This window comes from Dyella terrae (assembly GCF_022394535.1).
Classification (GTDB): Bacteria; Pseudomonadota; Gammaproteobacteria; order Xanthomonadales; family Rhodanobacteraceae; genus Dyella.
Window position 1 is genome coordinate 4,332,154 of record NZ_CP089414.1, and the last position, 15,675, is coordinate 4,347,828.

Genomic DNA, 15,675 nt, shown 5'->3' on the forward strand with positions numbered 1-15,675 from the left:
TCGGCACCGGGGATGTTCTAGCTCTTCGGGCGCGATGCCTACGGCGTTGTTGCAGACGTTGCCCACCAGTGCACGATTCGGTCGACGATGACGTCGCTTGATTCGGTAGCGTCGATAGTTACTACACGCGATTCGCCGGTCGGTGGTTCCAGATCACGGAACTGGCTGTCGATCAGCGACGCGGGCATGAAGTGACCGGTGCGGTGAGCGACGCGCCGACCAGCTTCCTCAGGTGCAAGCTGCAGGAAGACAAAGCCAAGGCCCGGCAGCGCGGCACGCAGCGTATCGCGATAGCGCCGCTTCAGCGCCGAGCATGTCAGTACGACGATATCGTCGCCCTGGGTCATACGTTGCAGTTCGCGCCCCAGGGTTTCCAGCCAGCCCTGGCGGTCGGCATCCGTCAACGGGATGCCGGCCTCCATCTTTCGGATGTTGTGCTCGGGATGGAACGCATCGCCCTCGATCATGTGTGCTTGGATATGCGCGCACAGCGCTGTGGCGATGCTGGTTTTTCCGCAGCCGGAAACTCCCATCACCACCACAGCGCGCATGCTCTTATCCAGGGCGCCGCTCACGATCACACCTGTTCGCTGGCCGGCTTGCCGTAGCTCGGCGGACGATCCGCTGCCGCAGCGCCGAACGCGGTGTTCGGCTTGTCGCCCATCACGAACAACAGCGTGCCGCCGGCGGTGAGTTCGGCGTGGCTGATCCAGCTCTTGGTCCACGGCTTACCGTTCCAGGTGACCGACTGGATGTAAGGGCGGCCCTTGCCGTTGCCTTGCGTCTGCACCACCAGCTTCTTGCCGCCGGCCAGTTGCACTTCGGCGCGATCCAGCAAGGGGCTGCCGAACACGTAGTGCGTGCTCACCGGGTCCACGGCGTAAAGTCCCAGAGCGCTCATCACGTACCACGCGCTCATCTGGCCGCAATCTTCGTTGCCGGGCAGGCCGTCGGGTTCCGCGCGGTACATGGTCTCCAGCAACATGCGCACGCGCGCCTGGGTTTTGTGGTGCGCGCCGGTATATGCGTAAAGGTAGGGCACGTGGTGGGCGGGTTCGTTGCCGAAGGCGAACTGGCCGACCATGCCGGCGATGTCCGGCGGTGCGTCCGCGGGTAGTTCGCTGTCGATGTTGAACAACTCGTCCAGCTTCTTCTCGAAGGCATCCTCGCTGCCGAACAACTTCATGTAGGCATAGAGGTCGTGCTGGTTGAGGAAGGTGGCCTGCCACGCGTTGGATTCAGTGAAATCGCGCCACTTCTTCGAATGGCCGATGGCGCGCGGGTCGAACGGTTCCAGCCACTTGCCGTCGCTACCGCGCGGACGCGTGAACGTTGTCGCCTTGTCGAATACGTTGCGGTAGTTCTGCGAACGCGCCTTGAGCGCGACGGCGTCGTCGTGATGGCCGAGCTTTTCGGCGTAGTGCGACATCACCCAGTCGTCGTAGGCGTACTCGAGCGTCTTGCTGACCGCTTCACCCTCGACATCGCTGGGGATATAGCCGCGCTTGCGGTACTCAGGCAGGCCGAAGTAATCGTCCTCCATGGCGCGCTTGCGGAACACCGGCCATGCCGCGGCGTAGTCGATGCCGGTAAAGCCCTTGGCCTGCGCTTCGGCAACGACCACGGCGGAGTGGTAGCCGATCATGCACACCGTTTCGATGCCCTGCAGCGGCCACACGGGCGGACCGGCGGGACTCTCCTGCGCCATACGCACCAGGCCGTTGACGAGATCGGGCACGCGATCGGCCTGATACAGCGTGAACAACGGATGCTCGGCGCGGTAGGTATCCCACAGCGAGTAGGTGCTGTAGTTGTGCTGCCCCTTGGCCAGTTGGTGCACCTTCATGTCCATGCCGCGGTAGCGGCCGTCCACGTCGCTGAACAGCGTGGGCGCGAGCATGGTGTGGTACAGCGAGCTGTAGAAGGTGCGCTTGATGGTTTCATCCGGCGTATCCACGCGGATGCGGCTGAGTTCGCGCTCCCAGGCGGCTTCGGCAGCCGCCTGCACGCCGTCGAAATCCCATGCGGGAATCTCGCTGGTCAGGTTGCGCAGCGCACCTTCGATATCCACGCCGGAAATACCCACCTTCACCAGCAGCGGCGCGTCGTTGAGCGTGTCGTAGTGCAGCGTGGCTTTGAGGTTGGTGCCGCTGGCCTGTGTGCTGCCGGCGGCAAGCGCGGTGTCATTGTTGTAGAGCGTGCCGCGCTTGAACGGGCGCGACACCTTCATCGCGAAATAGATATGGCGACCGTTGGCCCACTGGTGCACCACGCGACTGCCGACCAGCGTGTCGTTGCCGACCAGTTTCAGTTCAGCATCGGTGACCTTGGTCGGCGTCTTCGCGTCATCGTGGAAGCCATGCGCGAAGTCGACCAGCAGATGGGCGTCACCCGGTTGCTGGAAGGTGTAGCGATGGATGCCCGCGCGTTCGGTCGTGGTCAACTCGGCAAGCACATGGCTGTCGGTGAGCTGCACGCGGTAGTAACCCGGGCGTGCCTCTTCACCGGTGTAGTGCGAGCGGTAGCCCTTGACGCCGGTGCGGTAACCCTTGGGCTTCGGTCCGTTGTCCGCGTGCACGCCGTCATAGCGCGAGGTGTAGTTGACCCCGTCGTAGTCGCGGTCACCGGGCTGCAGGAGTACGGCGCCCATCGCTGGCACCACCAGCACGTCCAGCATGTCGCTTGCGCCCGTGCCGGACAGGTGCGTATGCGAGAAGCCCATGATCGAGCCGTCGCCCTGGTGATAGCCGGAGCTGCTGTCCCACTGCCAGTTGTTGGTATCGGGACCGAGCTGCACCATGCCGAAGGGCATCGTGGGGCCGGGGAAGGTGTGGCCGTGGCCGCCGGTGCCGACGAACACGTCGACGTGGCGCGAGACGCCATCGGCGAGTGCGGTCTTCTTGCCGGCGGCAGCAAAGGACGGCAGGGCATTGGCGGTGCTGCCCAGGACGGAAAGTGCGGCCATGCCTTGCAGAAAGCGGCGGCGCGTAACCATGGTCTGACTCCTTTGAAGCAAAACGAAGGCCGCCAGCAGCGGCCGTAGAGATATCGAAACGGTGCTACGCCTTGCGCAGCACCTCGGGGTGGCTATCGGCCAGATGCACGATCAATTCGCCGAACAAGGTGTTGGCCCAGGCGAACCAGGTGCGTGTGAATTTGGCGGGATCGTCCTGATCGAACGACTCATGCATAAAGCCTGTGCCCGCATGCGTGGTTTTCAGCCACGTCAGGCACTGGGCGATGTCGCGCGTGTCGTCGCTGGTGAAGGCGCGCATCATGATCGACATCGGCCAGATCATGCGCAGCCCTTCGTGCGGGCCACCGATGCCTTCCGCCGCACTGCCTTTGAAGAAGTACGGATTGTGCGTGCTCCACACTTGCGCGCGCGTGCGCAGGTAGCGCGCGTCGTTCTGTTCGCAGGCGTGGAGATAGGGCAGGGCGAGCAAGCTGGGAACGTTGGCATCGTCCATGAACAACTGGTTGCCGTAGCCGTCCACCTCATAAGCCCAGTAGTCACCCTGGTCGCCGTGAATCACGCCGTAGGCTTCAACCGCGCGCTGGATCTCATCGGCCAGCGCCACGCAGTCGGACGCACCAGCATCGTCATGGCGGATGGCGCGGAGCATCTCCGCGAGCTGGCGCAGGCTGGTGACGGCGAACAGGTTGCCGGGGATATTGAACGGATAGACCGTCGCATCGTCCGACGGGCGGAACATCGCGTGGATCATGCCCACCGGGCGCGTCGGATTGCCGTAGCCCTGCAGGAACTGCGACTCGGTCGGGATCGGCGAGCTGCGCTGGAAGTGGTACGGCCCTGGGCCGTCTTTGCGCTGCTGCTCGCGGAACGTCTTGAGCACCGTGCGCATGGCGGCATGCCAGTCGTCATCGAAAGCCGTCGTGTCGCCCGTGGCCTTCCAGTACCCATGCGCGAGGCGGATCGGGTAGCACAGCGAATCGATCTCCCATTTGCGCTCGGCCACACCGGGTTTCATATCGGTGATGTCGTGCTGGGACCAATCCAGGTTGGACTTCGCACCCGGATCGGGCATGAACGCATTGGCGTAGGGGTCGATGCTGATGCACACCGCGTGGCGATGGATCAGGCCGCGGAATAGCCGTTGCAGCGCCTTGTCCTGCTTCGCGAGCTGCACGTACGGCCACACCTGCGCGGACGAGTCGCGCATCCACATGGCGTCGATATCGCCGGTGACGATGAAGGTATCGGGCTTGCCACGCAGCGTGCCTACTTCGACCGTGGTGTCCAGCGTGTTCGGGAAACAGTTCTCGAACATCCACGCCAGTTCCGGATCACTGATCTTGGCCTTGGTCTGGGCGAGCAATTTTTCCACGGCGGCACTGGTGAACTTGCGCTTGCCGATGGGCGGTCGCTGGCTGACGAAGGCGCTCGTACCTGTCGCTGCGAAGACACCATCCGACAGCCATGCAGCAGCGGGCGCAAGCGCCATCCATTTGAGCAGGTTGCGGCGAGAGGTGATCATCGCGTGGTCTCCGGTTTGACGGTGTCGATCAGCGAGGTCAGCTTGAGCGCCGTCTTGAGGGCATGCAGGTCTGCCTGGCTGTTGACGGCGATATCCACATGCTCGCCCGGCAGCAGGTCAAAGGCATTGTTGGAAAGGGTGGCGTCGAGCTTGCCCAGGTCGATCCACACGCCACGAGCGAGCTGCTTTGTGCTGACGCGCAACACCGTGCTGTTGTCGTCCTTGATCCACTCGGCGCTCAGGCCGGGGTGCTTGGGCAGATTCAGTGTCTTGGCAAGACCAAAGTAGAGCAGGTGATGCGCCACGACCTCGTCGTTCTCGATCACATCGAAGGAGGCGACGCTTTGCGTGGGTTTGGCACCGTGCAGCAGCTCTGCGTCGCTGAACTCGCCAACGGATGTGCTGCTAAGTGCGGCGGCTTCCACCGGCTCGCTCTTCTCGCTGAGCAACTTGCCCGCCATGTCATAGACGCGTGTGCGCAGCGTGGCGTTGAAGGGCGTGGTGCGATCGGAGACCAGATGCAGCGTGGTGTGGCCATCACGGCGGATCGGCACCACATCCACCGGTGCATAGAAGCGCTTGGCGTGGAACTGCAGCGCCTTCCAGCGGCCGTAGTAGTCGATGCTGGACCAGGACGACCCCGGCCATACGTCGTTGAGCTGCCAGTACAGCGAGCCCATGCTCTGCGGTCGCGCGCTGCGCAGGTGTTCTGCCGCAAGCTCGATGCCCTCGGCCTGCATCAACTGGCTGAGGTAGACGAAGGAGGCGAAGTCCTTCGGCTCGCCGTAGTTGGCGCGGATGTACAGCAGCAAGCGGTCGTTGCCATTGCCATTGGCGAACTTCTGGTGCGCACGCATCACCGGCGAGTTCGGCGTCATATCGGCCGGCGTGGCGAAACTCTCGATGGTCGACATCACCGGGAAGGACTGCAGGCCGTACTCAGACTGGAAGCGCGGCGTGATGTCCAGATAGTGATCGATGGGCTCGGAACCCGACCACACCTTCCAGTAGTGGTAATCGCCGTCGTTCAGCACGTTGGCTTCGCCATCGAAATCCGTGCTGGGCGAGCTGGCCCAGTAGGGCACGTCGGGATCGTTGGTCTTCACCACTTCGCGCAGCGTGTGACCGAATAGCTCGCGCATGCCGTTCTCGATGCGCTGGCGTTCGTCGGTGCTGATCGCTTTCTTGAAGTCGATACGGTCTGGCCAGGATTCCCAGCCGGTCTGCACTTCGTTGTTGCCACACCACAGCACGATGCTGGGGTGGTTGCGCAAGCGGCGTACCTGTTCCTCGGCTTCGACGCGCGAGTTGCCTAGGAACTCGTGGTCATACGGCGTAATCGCGCCGCCAAACATGAAGTCCTGCCAGATCATGATGCCCATCTGGTCGGCCAGGTCGTAGAACGCATCGCTCTGGTAGTAACCGCCACCCCACATGCGCAGCATGTTCATGTTGGCATCGCGGGTGGAGGTGAGCAGCTGCTTGAGTTGTTCCGGCGTGGTGCGCTCCGGGAAGCTATCGGTCGGGATGAGATCCGCGCCCTTGGCGAAGATCGGCACGCCGTTCACTACGAAGGCGAAGCCGCGCCCCCACTGATCACGATCGCGGCGCAGTTCGACGCTGCGCAGGCCGGTGCTGCGATCGGCGCTGGCGAGGGTGTCATTGCCGCGCTTCACTTCCATGTGGAAGCGATAGAGGTTCTGCATGCCGTAGCCGGCAGGCCACCAGCGTTCGGGCTTGGCGATGGCGAACGGTACGCGCAGCGTGTTGTCGCCGGATTTGAGCGTGGCATCCTGGGCTATCTCGCCTTGGCTGCCATCCGGCGCGGTCCAGCTCACCGTGACGCGTGCACGGCCAGCCTTGCCTGCCTGTAGCGAGACTTCCGCGGCGAGTTCGGCGTTGTCGGCATCCACGTGCGGCTGGGCAATGTGGAAATCCTCCAGTCGCGCGTCGGTCCAGCTTTCCAGTTGCACCGGCTGCCAGATGCCCATCGTGACGAAGCGCGGGCCCCAATCCCAGCCGTACTGGTAATTGGCCTTGCGCACGTAGTTGGAGGTCTGCTTGCCCTTGGGCTCGTCGCCGAAGGCGGAGTCGAATTCGCCGGGCAGGGCATATGGCTGCATTAGCAGCCACGGTTGCAGTTTCGCGATGGGCGAATGCAGGCGCACGGTGAGCGTGTTGCTGCCGGCGTGCAGCACATCCTTCACGGGCAGGCGCCAGCGGCGGAACATGTTGCCGGTTTTCAGTAGTGGCTTGTCGTTGAGGCTGATGTCAGCAAAGGTGTCCACGCCGTCGAATACCAGGTCGACGTGGTCCTGCTTCAGCGTGGCGGCATCGACGTTGAAGACTAGCTGGTAGTCCCAGTCGGCCAGGCCGATCCATTGCTGTTGCGCTTCGTTGTCGCGGAAGAACGGGTCGCCGATGTTGCCGGTGGTCAGCAGATCGGTCTGCACGCTGCCAGGCACGTGGGCAGGGGTCCAGGTCGTCTGGTCAGGGTGCTGAGCAACCAGCGCTGAGTCGGGCGCCAGGCGGAATTGCCAGCCGTCGTCGAGCGGCGTCACGGTGGTGGCGCCCAGCGTGGACGCGCGTGCGAAGGCGAGGGCGGCCAGCAGGCCAACGGAAAGACGTGTCAGGGATGACAAGGCAAGGCGCTCCGCTTCTTGCTGAAAGGTCTCTTATCGCACAGGGCGAAAGAAAGTGGATATCGCCCCAAAAAAACGGGCGCTACGAGAGCGCCCGGAAGTGGGGGGTCTTACAACTTGAATCCGAGATTGACTGTGTACGTGCGGCCGTTCTTGTAAGCGTTTAGTGGCTGAGCCGGTGTGTTGTTGTAGACGAAGTAGGTGGAATCCAGCAGGTTGGTGCCATCCAGCGAGACACGCATGTGGTCGTTGATCTGGTAACCCAGCGACGCATCCAGTTCGCGGAAGATGCCGGTGATCTGTGAGGACTGCAGCTGTGCGATCTGCGTGAAGTAGTGCGAGCGCCAGCTATAGGTGACGCGCGCGCTCCACGGTCCGTTCTCGAAGTAAGGCGTGAGGTTGAACGCGTTCTTCGAGTTGTACGGCAGCGGGAACCCGTTGCTGGTGTCCGCATCGGACAAGGTGTAGTTCGCCAGCAGGCCGAAGCCGTAGGCAAAGTTGCCCTGGTAGGTCAGCGACAGGCCCTTCACCTTGGCGACGCCGGCGTTCACCGGGATCTCCATCTGGTACACGTCGTCCTGCTGGTCGGTGACGTTGTAGTGCGTCTGCGGCACGTTGGTATTGAGGATGTAGCCGGAGATGCGACGGAAGAAGAATTCCGCCGACAGCAGGCTGTTCTCTGCGAAGTACCACTCGGCCGTCGCGTCGTAGTTGGTCGACTTGTACGGCTTCAGATCGGTGTTGCCACCCGAACCGGTAAGGGTGCGGTCATCCAGTGCGACGTACGGCGTCATTTCCTGGAAGCGCGGGCGCGCGACGGTCTTGGCGGCGGCAAAGCGCAGCGTGACGTCTTCAATGGGGTCGTACGCAATGTTGAACGACGGCAGCCATTCGCCATAGCTGCTGCGCTTGTCCACCGGTGCGTACTGGTTGTTACCGATGAAGTTGTAGCCGGTGACGGTATCGCGCGTGTGGAAATAGCGCATGCCGAAGTTGCCGCGGTAGTCGGTGCCGGCGAAATCGGCCTGCCAGTAGAACGCGCGATTCTGCTCCTGGATACCGTAGGTGGCCTTCGGGTCCATCGGCGCATTGCTATAGAGCGACTCGACGTAGCTCTTCAGGCCACCGCGGTTGATCTGTGTCCAGTTGGCCATGCTCGCGGTCGGGTCGAGGCCGTCGAGGTAGCCGCCAGGCGTGCCGCCGCCGTTGAGGTCAGCCAGTGATACACCGGAGCCATCCTGCGTGGGGATGCTTGCCTGGTAGCCGGTCTGACCGTTGTAGTGGTTGCTTGCCTTGATGCCCACTTCGATCTCGTTCAACGGGCCCCAGCTGAGGTCGTGGTTGAAGTCGGCCTGGAAGTAGCGCTCCTTGTCGTAGCTCGGCGCGTAGCTGAAGCCGGCGCCGTGGGCCAGCATGTCGCTCGGGTCGTTCGCGGCGTTGTAGTTGATCTGCGGGTTCTGGCCGTTGAGGTTCCAGTTGTAGCCGCCGTAGCCGCGGAACTGCACGTTGTAGATGCCCTGCGAACCACCGGTGGAGCTGGTGTAGCCCAACTGGCTGGATGCGTTCCAGCCGTCGCCGTGCCAGTCGGCACGCAACTGTGCGCTGCCGGTGTTGACCTTGGAGAAGCGCTCGTAGCCGTCCAGATAGGTCGGCGCACCTGCGCCGTACGAACCGCTGGTGGCCACGCCGTTGGAGAAGTTCATCGCCGTCGCGTCAGGCGCGCTGCCGGACCAGTCGCCGTAGCGGCTCTGGTTGAAGTTGTTGAACTTCTCGGTGACGTAAAGGCCGGTGAAGTTCAGCTCGAACGCTTCGTTCGGCTTCCACTGGATATCGGTGGACACACCGTCGCGCTTACGCTCCTGCTTGAACAGGGCGGTGTTGATGGCGGTCGGGTACACGCCCGTCTGGCCCGGCGGCACCACACCCGGCGCGAACTGGTGGTTGGGGTCCGTATCGGTCGGGTCATTGGCGCGCTGGTAGCCGAAGATCTCGGTGCCTTCGCGCTGGATGACGCGGTCCGAATGCATCACCGAACCCAGCACGCCGAACGTGCTGTCGTTGTTTTTCCAGCTGTACAGCAGCGAACCCTGCGGCTCGCCCTTGTCGGCGCGGTCGTTGTACTGGTAGCCCAGCGTGCCGGTCAGCGTGTTGGCTTTCAGGTCCAGCGGGCGACGCGTGTTGATGATCACCGTACCGCCGATGGAGCCTTCATCGATGCGCGCCTGCGGGGTCTTGTAGACCTCTGCCGTACCGATGATTTCGGAGGTGAGCAGGCTGTAGTCGAACGAGCGGCTATCCGGGTTATTCGGGTCAGACGTCCAATTGGTCGACGCCAGCGTCTGGCCGTTGAGCAACAACCGGTTCAATGCCGGGTCGGTGCCGAGAATGCTGACCTTGTCACCCTCGCCGAAATTGCGGTCCACGCTGATGCCGGGCAGGTGCGAGAGCGATTCGGCCACGTTGGTGTCCGGGAACTTGCCCACGTCCTCAGCCGAGATCGCATCGACGATGGAGTCGGAGTTGCGCTTGAGATCCAGCGACTTCTGCAGGCTGGCGCGGATGCCGGTAACGGTGACGCCTTCCAACTGCTTGGCCTTGGCCGGGTCCGTCGGATTGGACTGCCCGTTCGCCGTCTGTTGCGTGCTGCCATTGGGTGCCGTGCCCTGGGTGCTGGCGGCGTCCTGTGCCATGGCTGTTGCGCTCGCGAACAACGCGCTGGCCAGGCTCATCCAAAGTGCGGTCTTGCGATACGTCACGCCTATCTCCCTGCAACGACAAAGCGCTGAGCGGGCTGGGGGAGACGCGGGGGAGCGCGTATCCCGGATTGTTCGGGACGAACTCGCCTGCACTACCTTGCGGTGGTGGTCCTGACGGTTCGTATGAATTGGGTCGATGGGGCCGGCGAGGGGGCCGGTCGTTGCGGCCGTTGATGCTGGTGCCGGTGAGGCGACTGGTCGCCGTGGCTGGCGGGTTCGCCCTTCCGGTGTCACACGACTCAAAACCCCTCGCCGCACCGCCGGCTACGTGTGGAGGTCACCGACGACCAGACCATTCTTGAAGTCCGCTGATAACGTTGTCAACAAAAAATTTCACTCGATCTAAAGAAGAGACCAGTATCCCAAGGTATTGATTTTTCTGGGTGGATGGATAGGGCCAAATATTGCGCTGCAATATAGAAACAGGCCTTCTTGAATCGATCTAAGGAGTGCTGTCTGACGGGCACATGGGCCCACCCTCGGTGGGATCAGGCCATGCCTGCGTTTGGCGGTGGTCAGGGCATTCCGGACCGCCGGTGATCGGCTCGTGCGGGTCTTTGTTGCAATGCATCGCAAATCGCTGCGATCGGTGCCCGTACGGGCCTGTTGCCGGTGAATCGAGGGCGGACGACCTTACGCTTTACGGCATCTATACGAGTTGCCGTGTGCCCCATACCCCAACTTTATGGCCGCCCCCACAGAATGGCCGCATGGATTGCAGTGACACCCACGGACGTCGGCGCGAGCGGGCGGCGACATGCATGTCTAGGGCCGGCATCGCGACGCGCGGCATGCGCGTGCCCGTGCCGGCCGAATAAGCCGCGATGTTGGCGACGCGGTTGGCGCGCTTTATGGTTCCGGAGGCATCCGCGTATCGCCGATGGCCCGGCAGGCATGCCGCCGGCGTGGAGACGCTGCGGGGAGTCCTGATGGCGCTGCTGGCCTGCGCTATCGCCACCTTGCTTGGCGAACTCCTGGTGCGGGTGTTCGACATCTCCAACGTTGTCGCCTTGTTCCTGTTCACCGTGGTGGTGGTGGCCTTGCGCTGGGGCAAGCTGGCGGGCAGCGTTGCCGCGTTGGTCGGCGTGACGTGCTTCGACTTCTTCTTCGTACCGCCGGTGCTCGCGTTTCGTCTTTCCGATGCGCAGTACCTGTTCACCTTTGTGCTGACGCTGGTGATTGCCTTGGTCACCGGCCAGCTTGTGGCGCGCATACGGGCGGAAGCCGCCTCCGCATTGGCGGGCGAGCGCCGAGCCGTCGCGCTGGCGGACGTGGCGCGTGATCTGTCCGCCACATCGAGGGTGATGCAGATCGCCAGCGTCTGCAGCCATCGCATCGCGCCCTTGTTCGGCGCGACCGGCGTTCTGCTGCAACCCGATGTGGAAGGCGGAATGGCCGATATCGATGGCGCCATCGTGTCGGCGTCAGCCAGTGGACACCGGATGCACTACATCCCCTTGATTTCACCCACGCGCACGCACGGCGTGCTGGCCTTTCACCGCGAAGCGGCATGGGTGCTGGACGAGGATGATCAGCGGCAGTTGGAAGCCTGTTGCGCCTTGGTCGCGCAGGCGCTGGACCGCGTGCATTTCACCGACGAGGCGCGCGACACGCTGGTCAGGATGGAGGGTGAGCGCTTTCGGCACACCTTGCTTGCAGCGGTATCGCACGACCTGAAGACGCCGCTGACTGCCATACGCGGGTTGGCGGAAACGCTGGAGCTTGGCAACGCTTCATCGTCCGCCGAGGGGCGCGACATGGCGCGTGCCATCCATCGTCAGGCCGATGCCATGCACCGCCAGGTCAGCAACCTGCTCGATCTGGCGCGGATGCAGGATGACGGCACGCACCTCGAACTGGACTGGCACGACGTGGGCGAGGTAGTCGGCAGCGCGCTGGCCGCCATGGATGTGGTGCTCGGCCATCGCCCCGTAAACATCGAATGGCCGCCGGGGTTGCCGCTGGTGCGCATGGATGCGCGCCTGTTCGAGCACGTCATCGTCAATCTGCTGGATAACGCAGCCAAGCACACGCCTGCATCAGCGTCGATATGGATCCGTGCGCAAAAGAATGAAGACTGTTTGATGATCGATGTGGAAGATGATGGGCCGGGGTTGCCGCCCGACATGGCCAGACATATCCCGACCGCCACATGTGCGCGCAACGCGCCGGGCACGGGCTTGGGGCTGGCCTTGTGTCAAAGCATCGTGCAGGCACACGGCGGATCTATGGATGTGCTTGGTGGTAAATCGCGTGGCGTGTGCTTCCGGGTGAGCTTGCCCATCGCAGACATGCCCGAACTGGAGCGTGAAGTTCTATGAATCGTCCACGCGTCCTCGTTGTCGAAGACGAATCGGACATCCGCCGCTTCGTGCGCTTGTCGCTGGAGCGCGAAGGGATGCAGGTTTTCGAGGCGGGCAACGCCTGCGATGCGCGCATCGACTCCGCCTCGCGACAGCCGCAGTTGCTTATCGTGGACCTTGGCCTTCCCGATGCGGATGGCAAGACCCTCATCCGTGAAGTGCGCCGCTGGTCCAGCGTCCCTGTGATTGTCCTGTCCGCACGCGAGCACGAGCAGGAAAAAGTGGAAGCGCTTGAAGCGGGTGCGGACGATTATCTGGTGAAGCCCTTCGGCGTGCCCGAATTGCTCGCCCGGGCCAAGGCACAGCTCCGACGTGCCAGCATGGTGTCTTCTGGCCCCGAATCCTCCGTGGTGTGCTTCGGCGACGTGCGGGTGGACCTGGCCACGCACGAAGTGGTTCGCCACGATGAGCTGATCCATCTCACACCCATCGAATTTCGCCTGCTGGCGGCGCTGGTGCGCGGCCAGGGCAAGGTGATGACCTATCGCCAGTTGTTGCTGGATGTGTGGGGGCCGGGTTATGCAGCTCGTGCCCACTACGTGCGCGTCTACATGACCAACCTGCGCCAGAAGCTGGAAGAGCATCCACCCCGGCCACGTCATCTGCTCACCGAGCTGCAAGTGGGCTATCGACTGGCCGGGGTGGCGCGGGAAAGCGCGCAGGCAGCGGGTCAGAACGCGAACTTCAGTGCGGCCACCGCGTGAGAGCCGTAGATGTGGCCGGAGTCATGCGCGTTGGTATCCCAGTAACGCAGGTCCAGTGACAGGCCGTCGCGAATCGTCCAGGTGACGCCGGCATTCCACGTGTTGTAGCTGAAATCGGCGCGTGAGCCGTCGTCGCGCATCACGGAGCTGCCAATGGTCTGTCGGCCCATGGCCACGGAAACAGTCCACGCTGGGTCTATCGTGTACGCGACATTGCCTTCCGCATACATCGCATGTCGAGCGATGCCCGGGAAATTCGGCGAGTAGTACACCGCGCCACCCAATGTCACCGGACCGAAGGCGTGGCTAGCCCGCAGATAGGTTTCGGCATACGACTCGGTCATATCCTTGGGTTGGTGCAGATAGCCGTAGTGGATATAGCCCAGATCGAAGGTGATGCCCGCGAACGTGGGGCGCCAGCCGCCGTACAGGTCGACCTCCTGCCGGGTGCGGGTGTCGCCAGAGGGACTGAAATCCACATTGGACGTCCACACGCCGGCGTAAAACGCGCCCTTGGCGGTAACGTCCAGCCCTGCAAAGCCTGACGGACGTTGGTTGGTCTGGCTGATGCCGCGAAAGATGTAGTCGGATTGTGCGCCCACGTTGAACGCGACCTGCCAAGTATCCGGCGCGGGTTGTGAGGGGATAGGGGGTGGGGTGCCGCCATCGGCCGGACCGCCGCCTAGGGTGTCTTGCGCATGTAACAGACTGGATGCGCCAGCCAGCATGGAAACGAGGGTGAAGCTCAGTATTTTTTTCATGTCCTGCATCCGCGTGGAGGCACTTACGGAAGCTGTCCGAGTGCCGAAATTCCTGAGGAATGCTAGGGATGGGGATACAAAGACGACGCTGGATTTCAGCCTTCCGTATCAAGGCGGCATCAAGGCGTGCATCAGGCTTTCGTGGTTGTCGTGGAGGGAGTGAGAAGACGTTGGCGAGCGCCACGTTTCATCTAACCGTCACAACGGCACCCTAGGCTCCGAGGCTGACGCAGAGCCGTAGCCTTCCTCGGCGAACACGGTCGAAGGAGGCGGTGTGCGCGAAAAGCATGGGGCGTGGTCGGCGTTATTCGCCGAAAAAGGCGCGATGCTGAGCAAATACTTTCTGCGGCGCGTGGCGCACCGCTGGGATGCTCAGGACTTGGTGCAAGAGGTGTATCTGCGCTTGTTGCGCATCGAGCCCGACGACGCGGCCAACATTCGCAGCCCCGAGGCCTACCTGTTCACCGTGGCCGCGAACCTGGTGAAGGAGCATGCCGTGCTGCGCCAGCAGCAGCCGTTGGGTAGCGACGAGCTCGAGCAAGTGGTGGAGCAGCTTGCGGCACCGGCCAACCCCGAGGCGGACATGGATAGCCGGCTACGGCGGGAGCGCCTCGGCGCCCTGATCGACCGGCTCTCGCCCAAGTGCAAGGCCGTGCTCGTCATGCACTATCGCGACGAGATGTCGTATCGCGAGATCGCCGAGCGCATGTCTATCTCGACGAACATGGTGAAGAAGTACATCGTCAAAGGCTTGGCAGCATGCCGGCAAAGGATGGCCGACTATGAGTGATTCCACACAATTCGATGCCGCACGGCAGGCGCGGCGCATCACTGAACAGGCCGTGTCCTGGTACATCGAGCAGCAGGAGCCGCTGAGCGAGCGCCAGCGCGTCGCGTTCCTCCATTGGCTGCGTGCTTCGCCGCGCCATGTGGCGGAGTACTTCGCGGTGGCGCAGATGCACGGCGACCTGAAGGCTGCGGCCTCATTGCAGGCGCTGACAAGTGAGGCGCTGGTGGAGCAGGCGGCCCGCGATAACCCGGTGATCATGTTTCCGGGGATGGGCGGCGTCATGCGGAAGCCGGACGAGCCACGTGCGGGACGCGTGCGACGCGCAGCCATCGCCTTGGCGGGGCTGGCAGCCGCCGTAGTCATGGCGTGGCTCGGCGTTGGCTACTGGCGCACTGCCGATGGTCGTGTTCAGCAGAGCTACGCGGGTGACGCATCCGTACGCTCGGTGACCCTGCCTGACGGCACGCTGGTCCAGTTGGATCGCGACAGCCTCATCGATGTGCATTTCGACGGACGCCTGCGCCGGATCGAAGTGGTGCGCGGCAACGCCTTGTTCGATGTGGGTAAGGATCCGAAGCGGCCGATGCTGGTCAGCGTGGGCGGCCATGTGTTGCAGGATATCGGTACCGTGTTCGACGTGAGGCGAGAGAGCAGTGGCGATACGCTGACCGTCATCAGCGGCCGCGTGCGCGTGCTCAATGTGCCGGATGCGTCGCTTAAGGGCTTTGACATCGCGTTGCTCGGTGGTGACGCCGTGGCGGACCTCACCGCGGGTCAACAGATCTCACTCGGCAACACTGACGTGGGCGGGAAGCGGCCAGCGCAGATGGCGAAAGTGACCGCTTGGCTGCCAACGGACATCCGTTTTCAGCATGAAACCATCGGCAACGTGGCACGGCGCTTCAATGCCTACACCATCAAGCCATTGGTGATCGAGAACGAACACATCGCCGGCGAACGCATCAGCGGCATCTTTCACGCGAACAATCCACAAGCGTTCGCGGCCTACCTGGCGACGCTGCCGGATGTGCGCGTTATCGAAGAGAGCGACCGTGTGCGCGTCGTGGCTTCAAACCAAACTGAAACGAAAAACAGCCATCTGTAAGAAAAGATTCATGCAATCGGAGGTACCCGGTTTCGCGTCGGGCGGCTCTTGAAGG

General features: G+C 63.0%; 10 protein-coding genes. 4 read left to right on the plus strand and 6 right to left on the minus strand.

All coding sequences use genetic code 11. The annotated features are described in order from the left end of the window. Positions 1-38 precede the first annotated feature (38 nt). From DYST_RS19105 to DYST_RS19125, 5 genes are all read right to left on the minus strand, one after another. Entirely contained in the window at positions 39-575 is a 537-nt protein-coding gene (locus DYST_RS19105; protein ID WP_239947561.1) for a gluconokinase, read from the minus strand. A 2-nt stretch (positions 576-577) separates the two neighbouring features. Further along, positions 578-2,995 (minus strand): GH92 family glycosyl hydrolase, encoded by a 2,418-nt coding sequence (locus DYST_RS19110; protein WP_239947562.1) that lies wholly within the window; start codon positions 2,993-2,995, stop codon positions 578-580. A gap of 64 nt (positions 2,996-3,059) precedes the next feature. Then, positions 3,060-4,499, minus strand: a complete 1,440-nt coding sequence (locus tag DYST_RS19115) for a glycoside hydrolase family 125 protein (RefSeq protein ID WP_239947563.1) — start codon at positions 4,497-4,499, stop codon at positions 3,060-3,062. After that, positions 4,496-7,141 (minus strand): beta-mannosidase, encoded by a 2,646-nt coding sequence (locus DYST_RS19120; protein WP_239947565.1) that lies wholly within the window; start codon positions 7,139-7,141, stop codon positions 4,496-4,498. Before DYST_RS19120 ends, DYST_RS19115 begins: the two co-directional genes overlap by 4 nt. A gap of 110 nt (positions 7,142-7,251) precedes the next feature. Further along, positions 7,252-9,897, minus strand: a complete 2,646-nt coding sequence (locus DYST_RS19125) for a TonB-dependent receptor (RefSeq protein WP_239947567.1) — start codon at positions 9,895-9,897, stop codon at positions 7,252-7,254. Between the two features lie 929 nt (positions 9,898-10,826). On the opposite strand from DYST_RS19125, the gene DYST_RS19130 reads away from it, so the two are divergent. Beyond that, positions 10,827-12,218 (plus strand): DUF4118 domain-containing protein, encoded by a 1,392-nt coding sequence (locus DYST_RS19130; protein ID WP_239947568.1) that lies wholly within the window; start codon positions 10,827-10,829, stop codon positions 12,216-12,218. Beyond that, positions 12,215-12,964: a response regulator gene (locus DYST_RS19135; protein ID WP_239947570.1), complete on the plus strand. Its 750-nt coding sequence runs from the start codon at positions 12,215-12,217 to the stop codon at positions 12,962-12,964. Before DYST_RS19130 ends, DYST_RS19135 begins: the two co-directional genes overlap by 4 nt. On the opposite strand, the gene DYST_RS19140 is transcribed toward DYST_RS19135, so the two are convergent. Next, positions 12,931-13,725, minus strand: a complete 795-nt coding sequence (locus DYST_RS19140; RefSeq protein ID WP_239947579.1) for a TorF family putative porin — start codon at positions 13,723-13,725, stop codon at positions 12,931-12,933. The genes DYST_RS19135 and DYST_RS19140 overlap by 34 nt on opposite strands. 274 nt (positions 13,726-13,999) lie before the next feature. Here DYST_RS19140 and DYST_RS19145 point away from each other — a divergent pair, with 274 nt between their 5' ends. Both DYST_RS19145 and DYST_RS19150 read left to right on the plus strand, forming a co-directional pair. Further along, positions 14,000-14,515 (plus strand): RNA polymerase sigma factor, encoded by a 516-nt coding sequence (locus tag DYST_RS19145; protein WP_239947589.1) that lies wholly within the window; start codon positions 14,000-14,002, stop codon positions 14,513-14,515. Beyond that, complete coding sequence (locus tag DYST_RS19150) at positions 14,508-15,620, plus strand: FecR family protein (protein WP_239947591.1); 1,113 nt, start codon at positions 14,508-14,510, stop codon at positions 15,618-15,620. The genes DYST_RS19145 and DYST_RS19150 overlap by 8 nt, the downstream gene beginning before the upstream one ends. Positions 15,621-15,675 lie beyond the last annotated feature (55 nt).

Coding starts and splice junctions, on each gene's coding strand:
- DYST_RS19140 (WP_239947579.1), bottom strand. CDS start 13,725: ATGAAAAAAATACTGAGCTTCACCCTCGTTTCCATGCTGGCTGGCGCA.
- DYST_RS19130 (WP_239947568.1), top strand. CDS start 10,827: ATGGCGCTGCTGGCCTGCGCTATCGCCACCTTGCTTGGCGAACTCCTG.
- DYST_RS19135 (WP_239947570.1), top strand. CDS start 12,215: ATGAATCGTCCACGCGTCCTCGTTGTCGAAGACGAATCGGACATCCGC.
- DYST_RS19150 (WP_239947591.1), top strand. CDS start 14,508: ATGAGTGATTCCACACAATTCGATGCCGCACGGCAGGCGCGGCGCATC.
- DYST_RS19110 (WP_239947562.1), bottom strand. CDS start 2,995: ATGGTTACGCGCCGCCGCTTTCTGCAAGGCATGGCCGCACTTTCCGTC.
- DYST_RS19115 (WP_239947563.1), bottom strand. CDS start 4,499: ATGATCACCTCTCGCCGCAACCTGCTCAAATGGATGGCGCTTGCGCCC.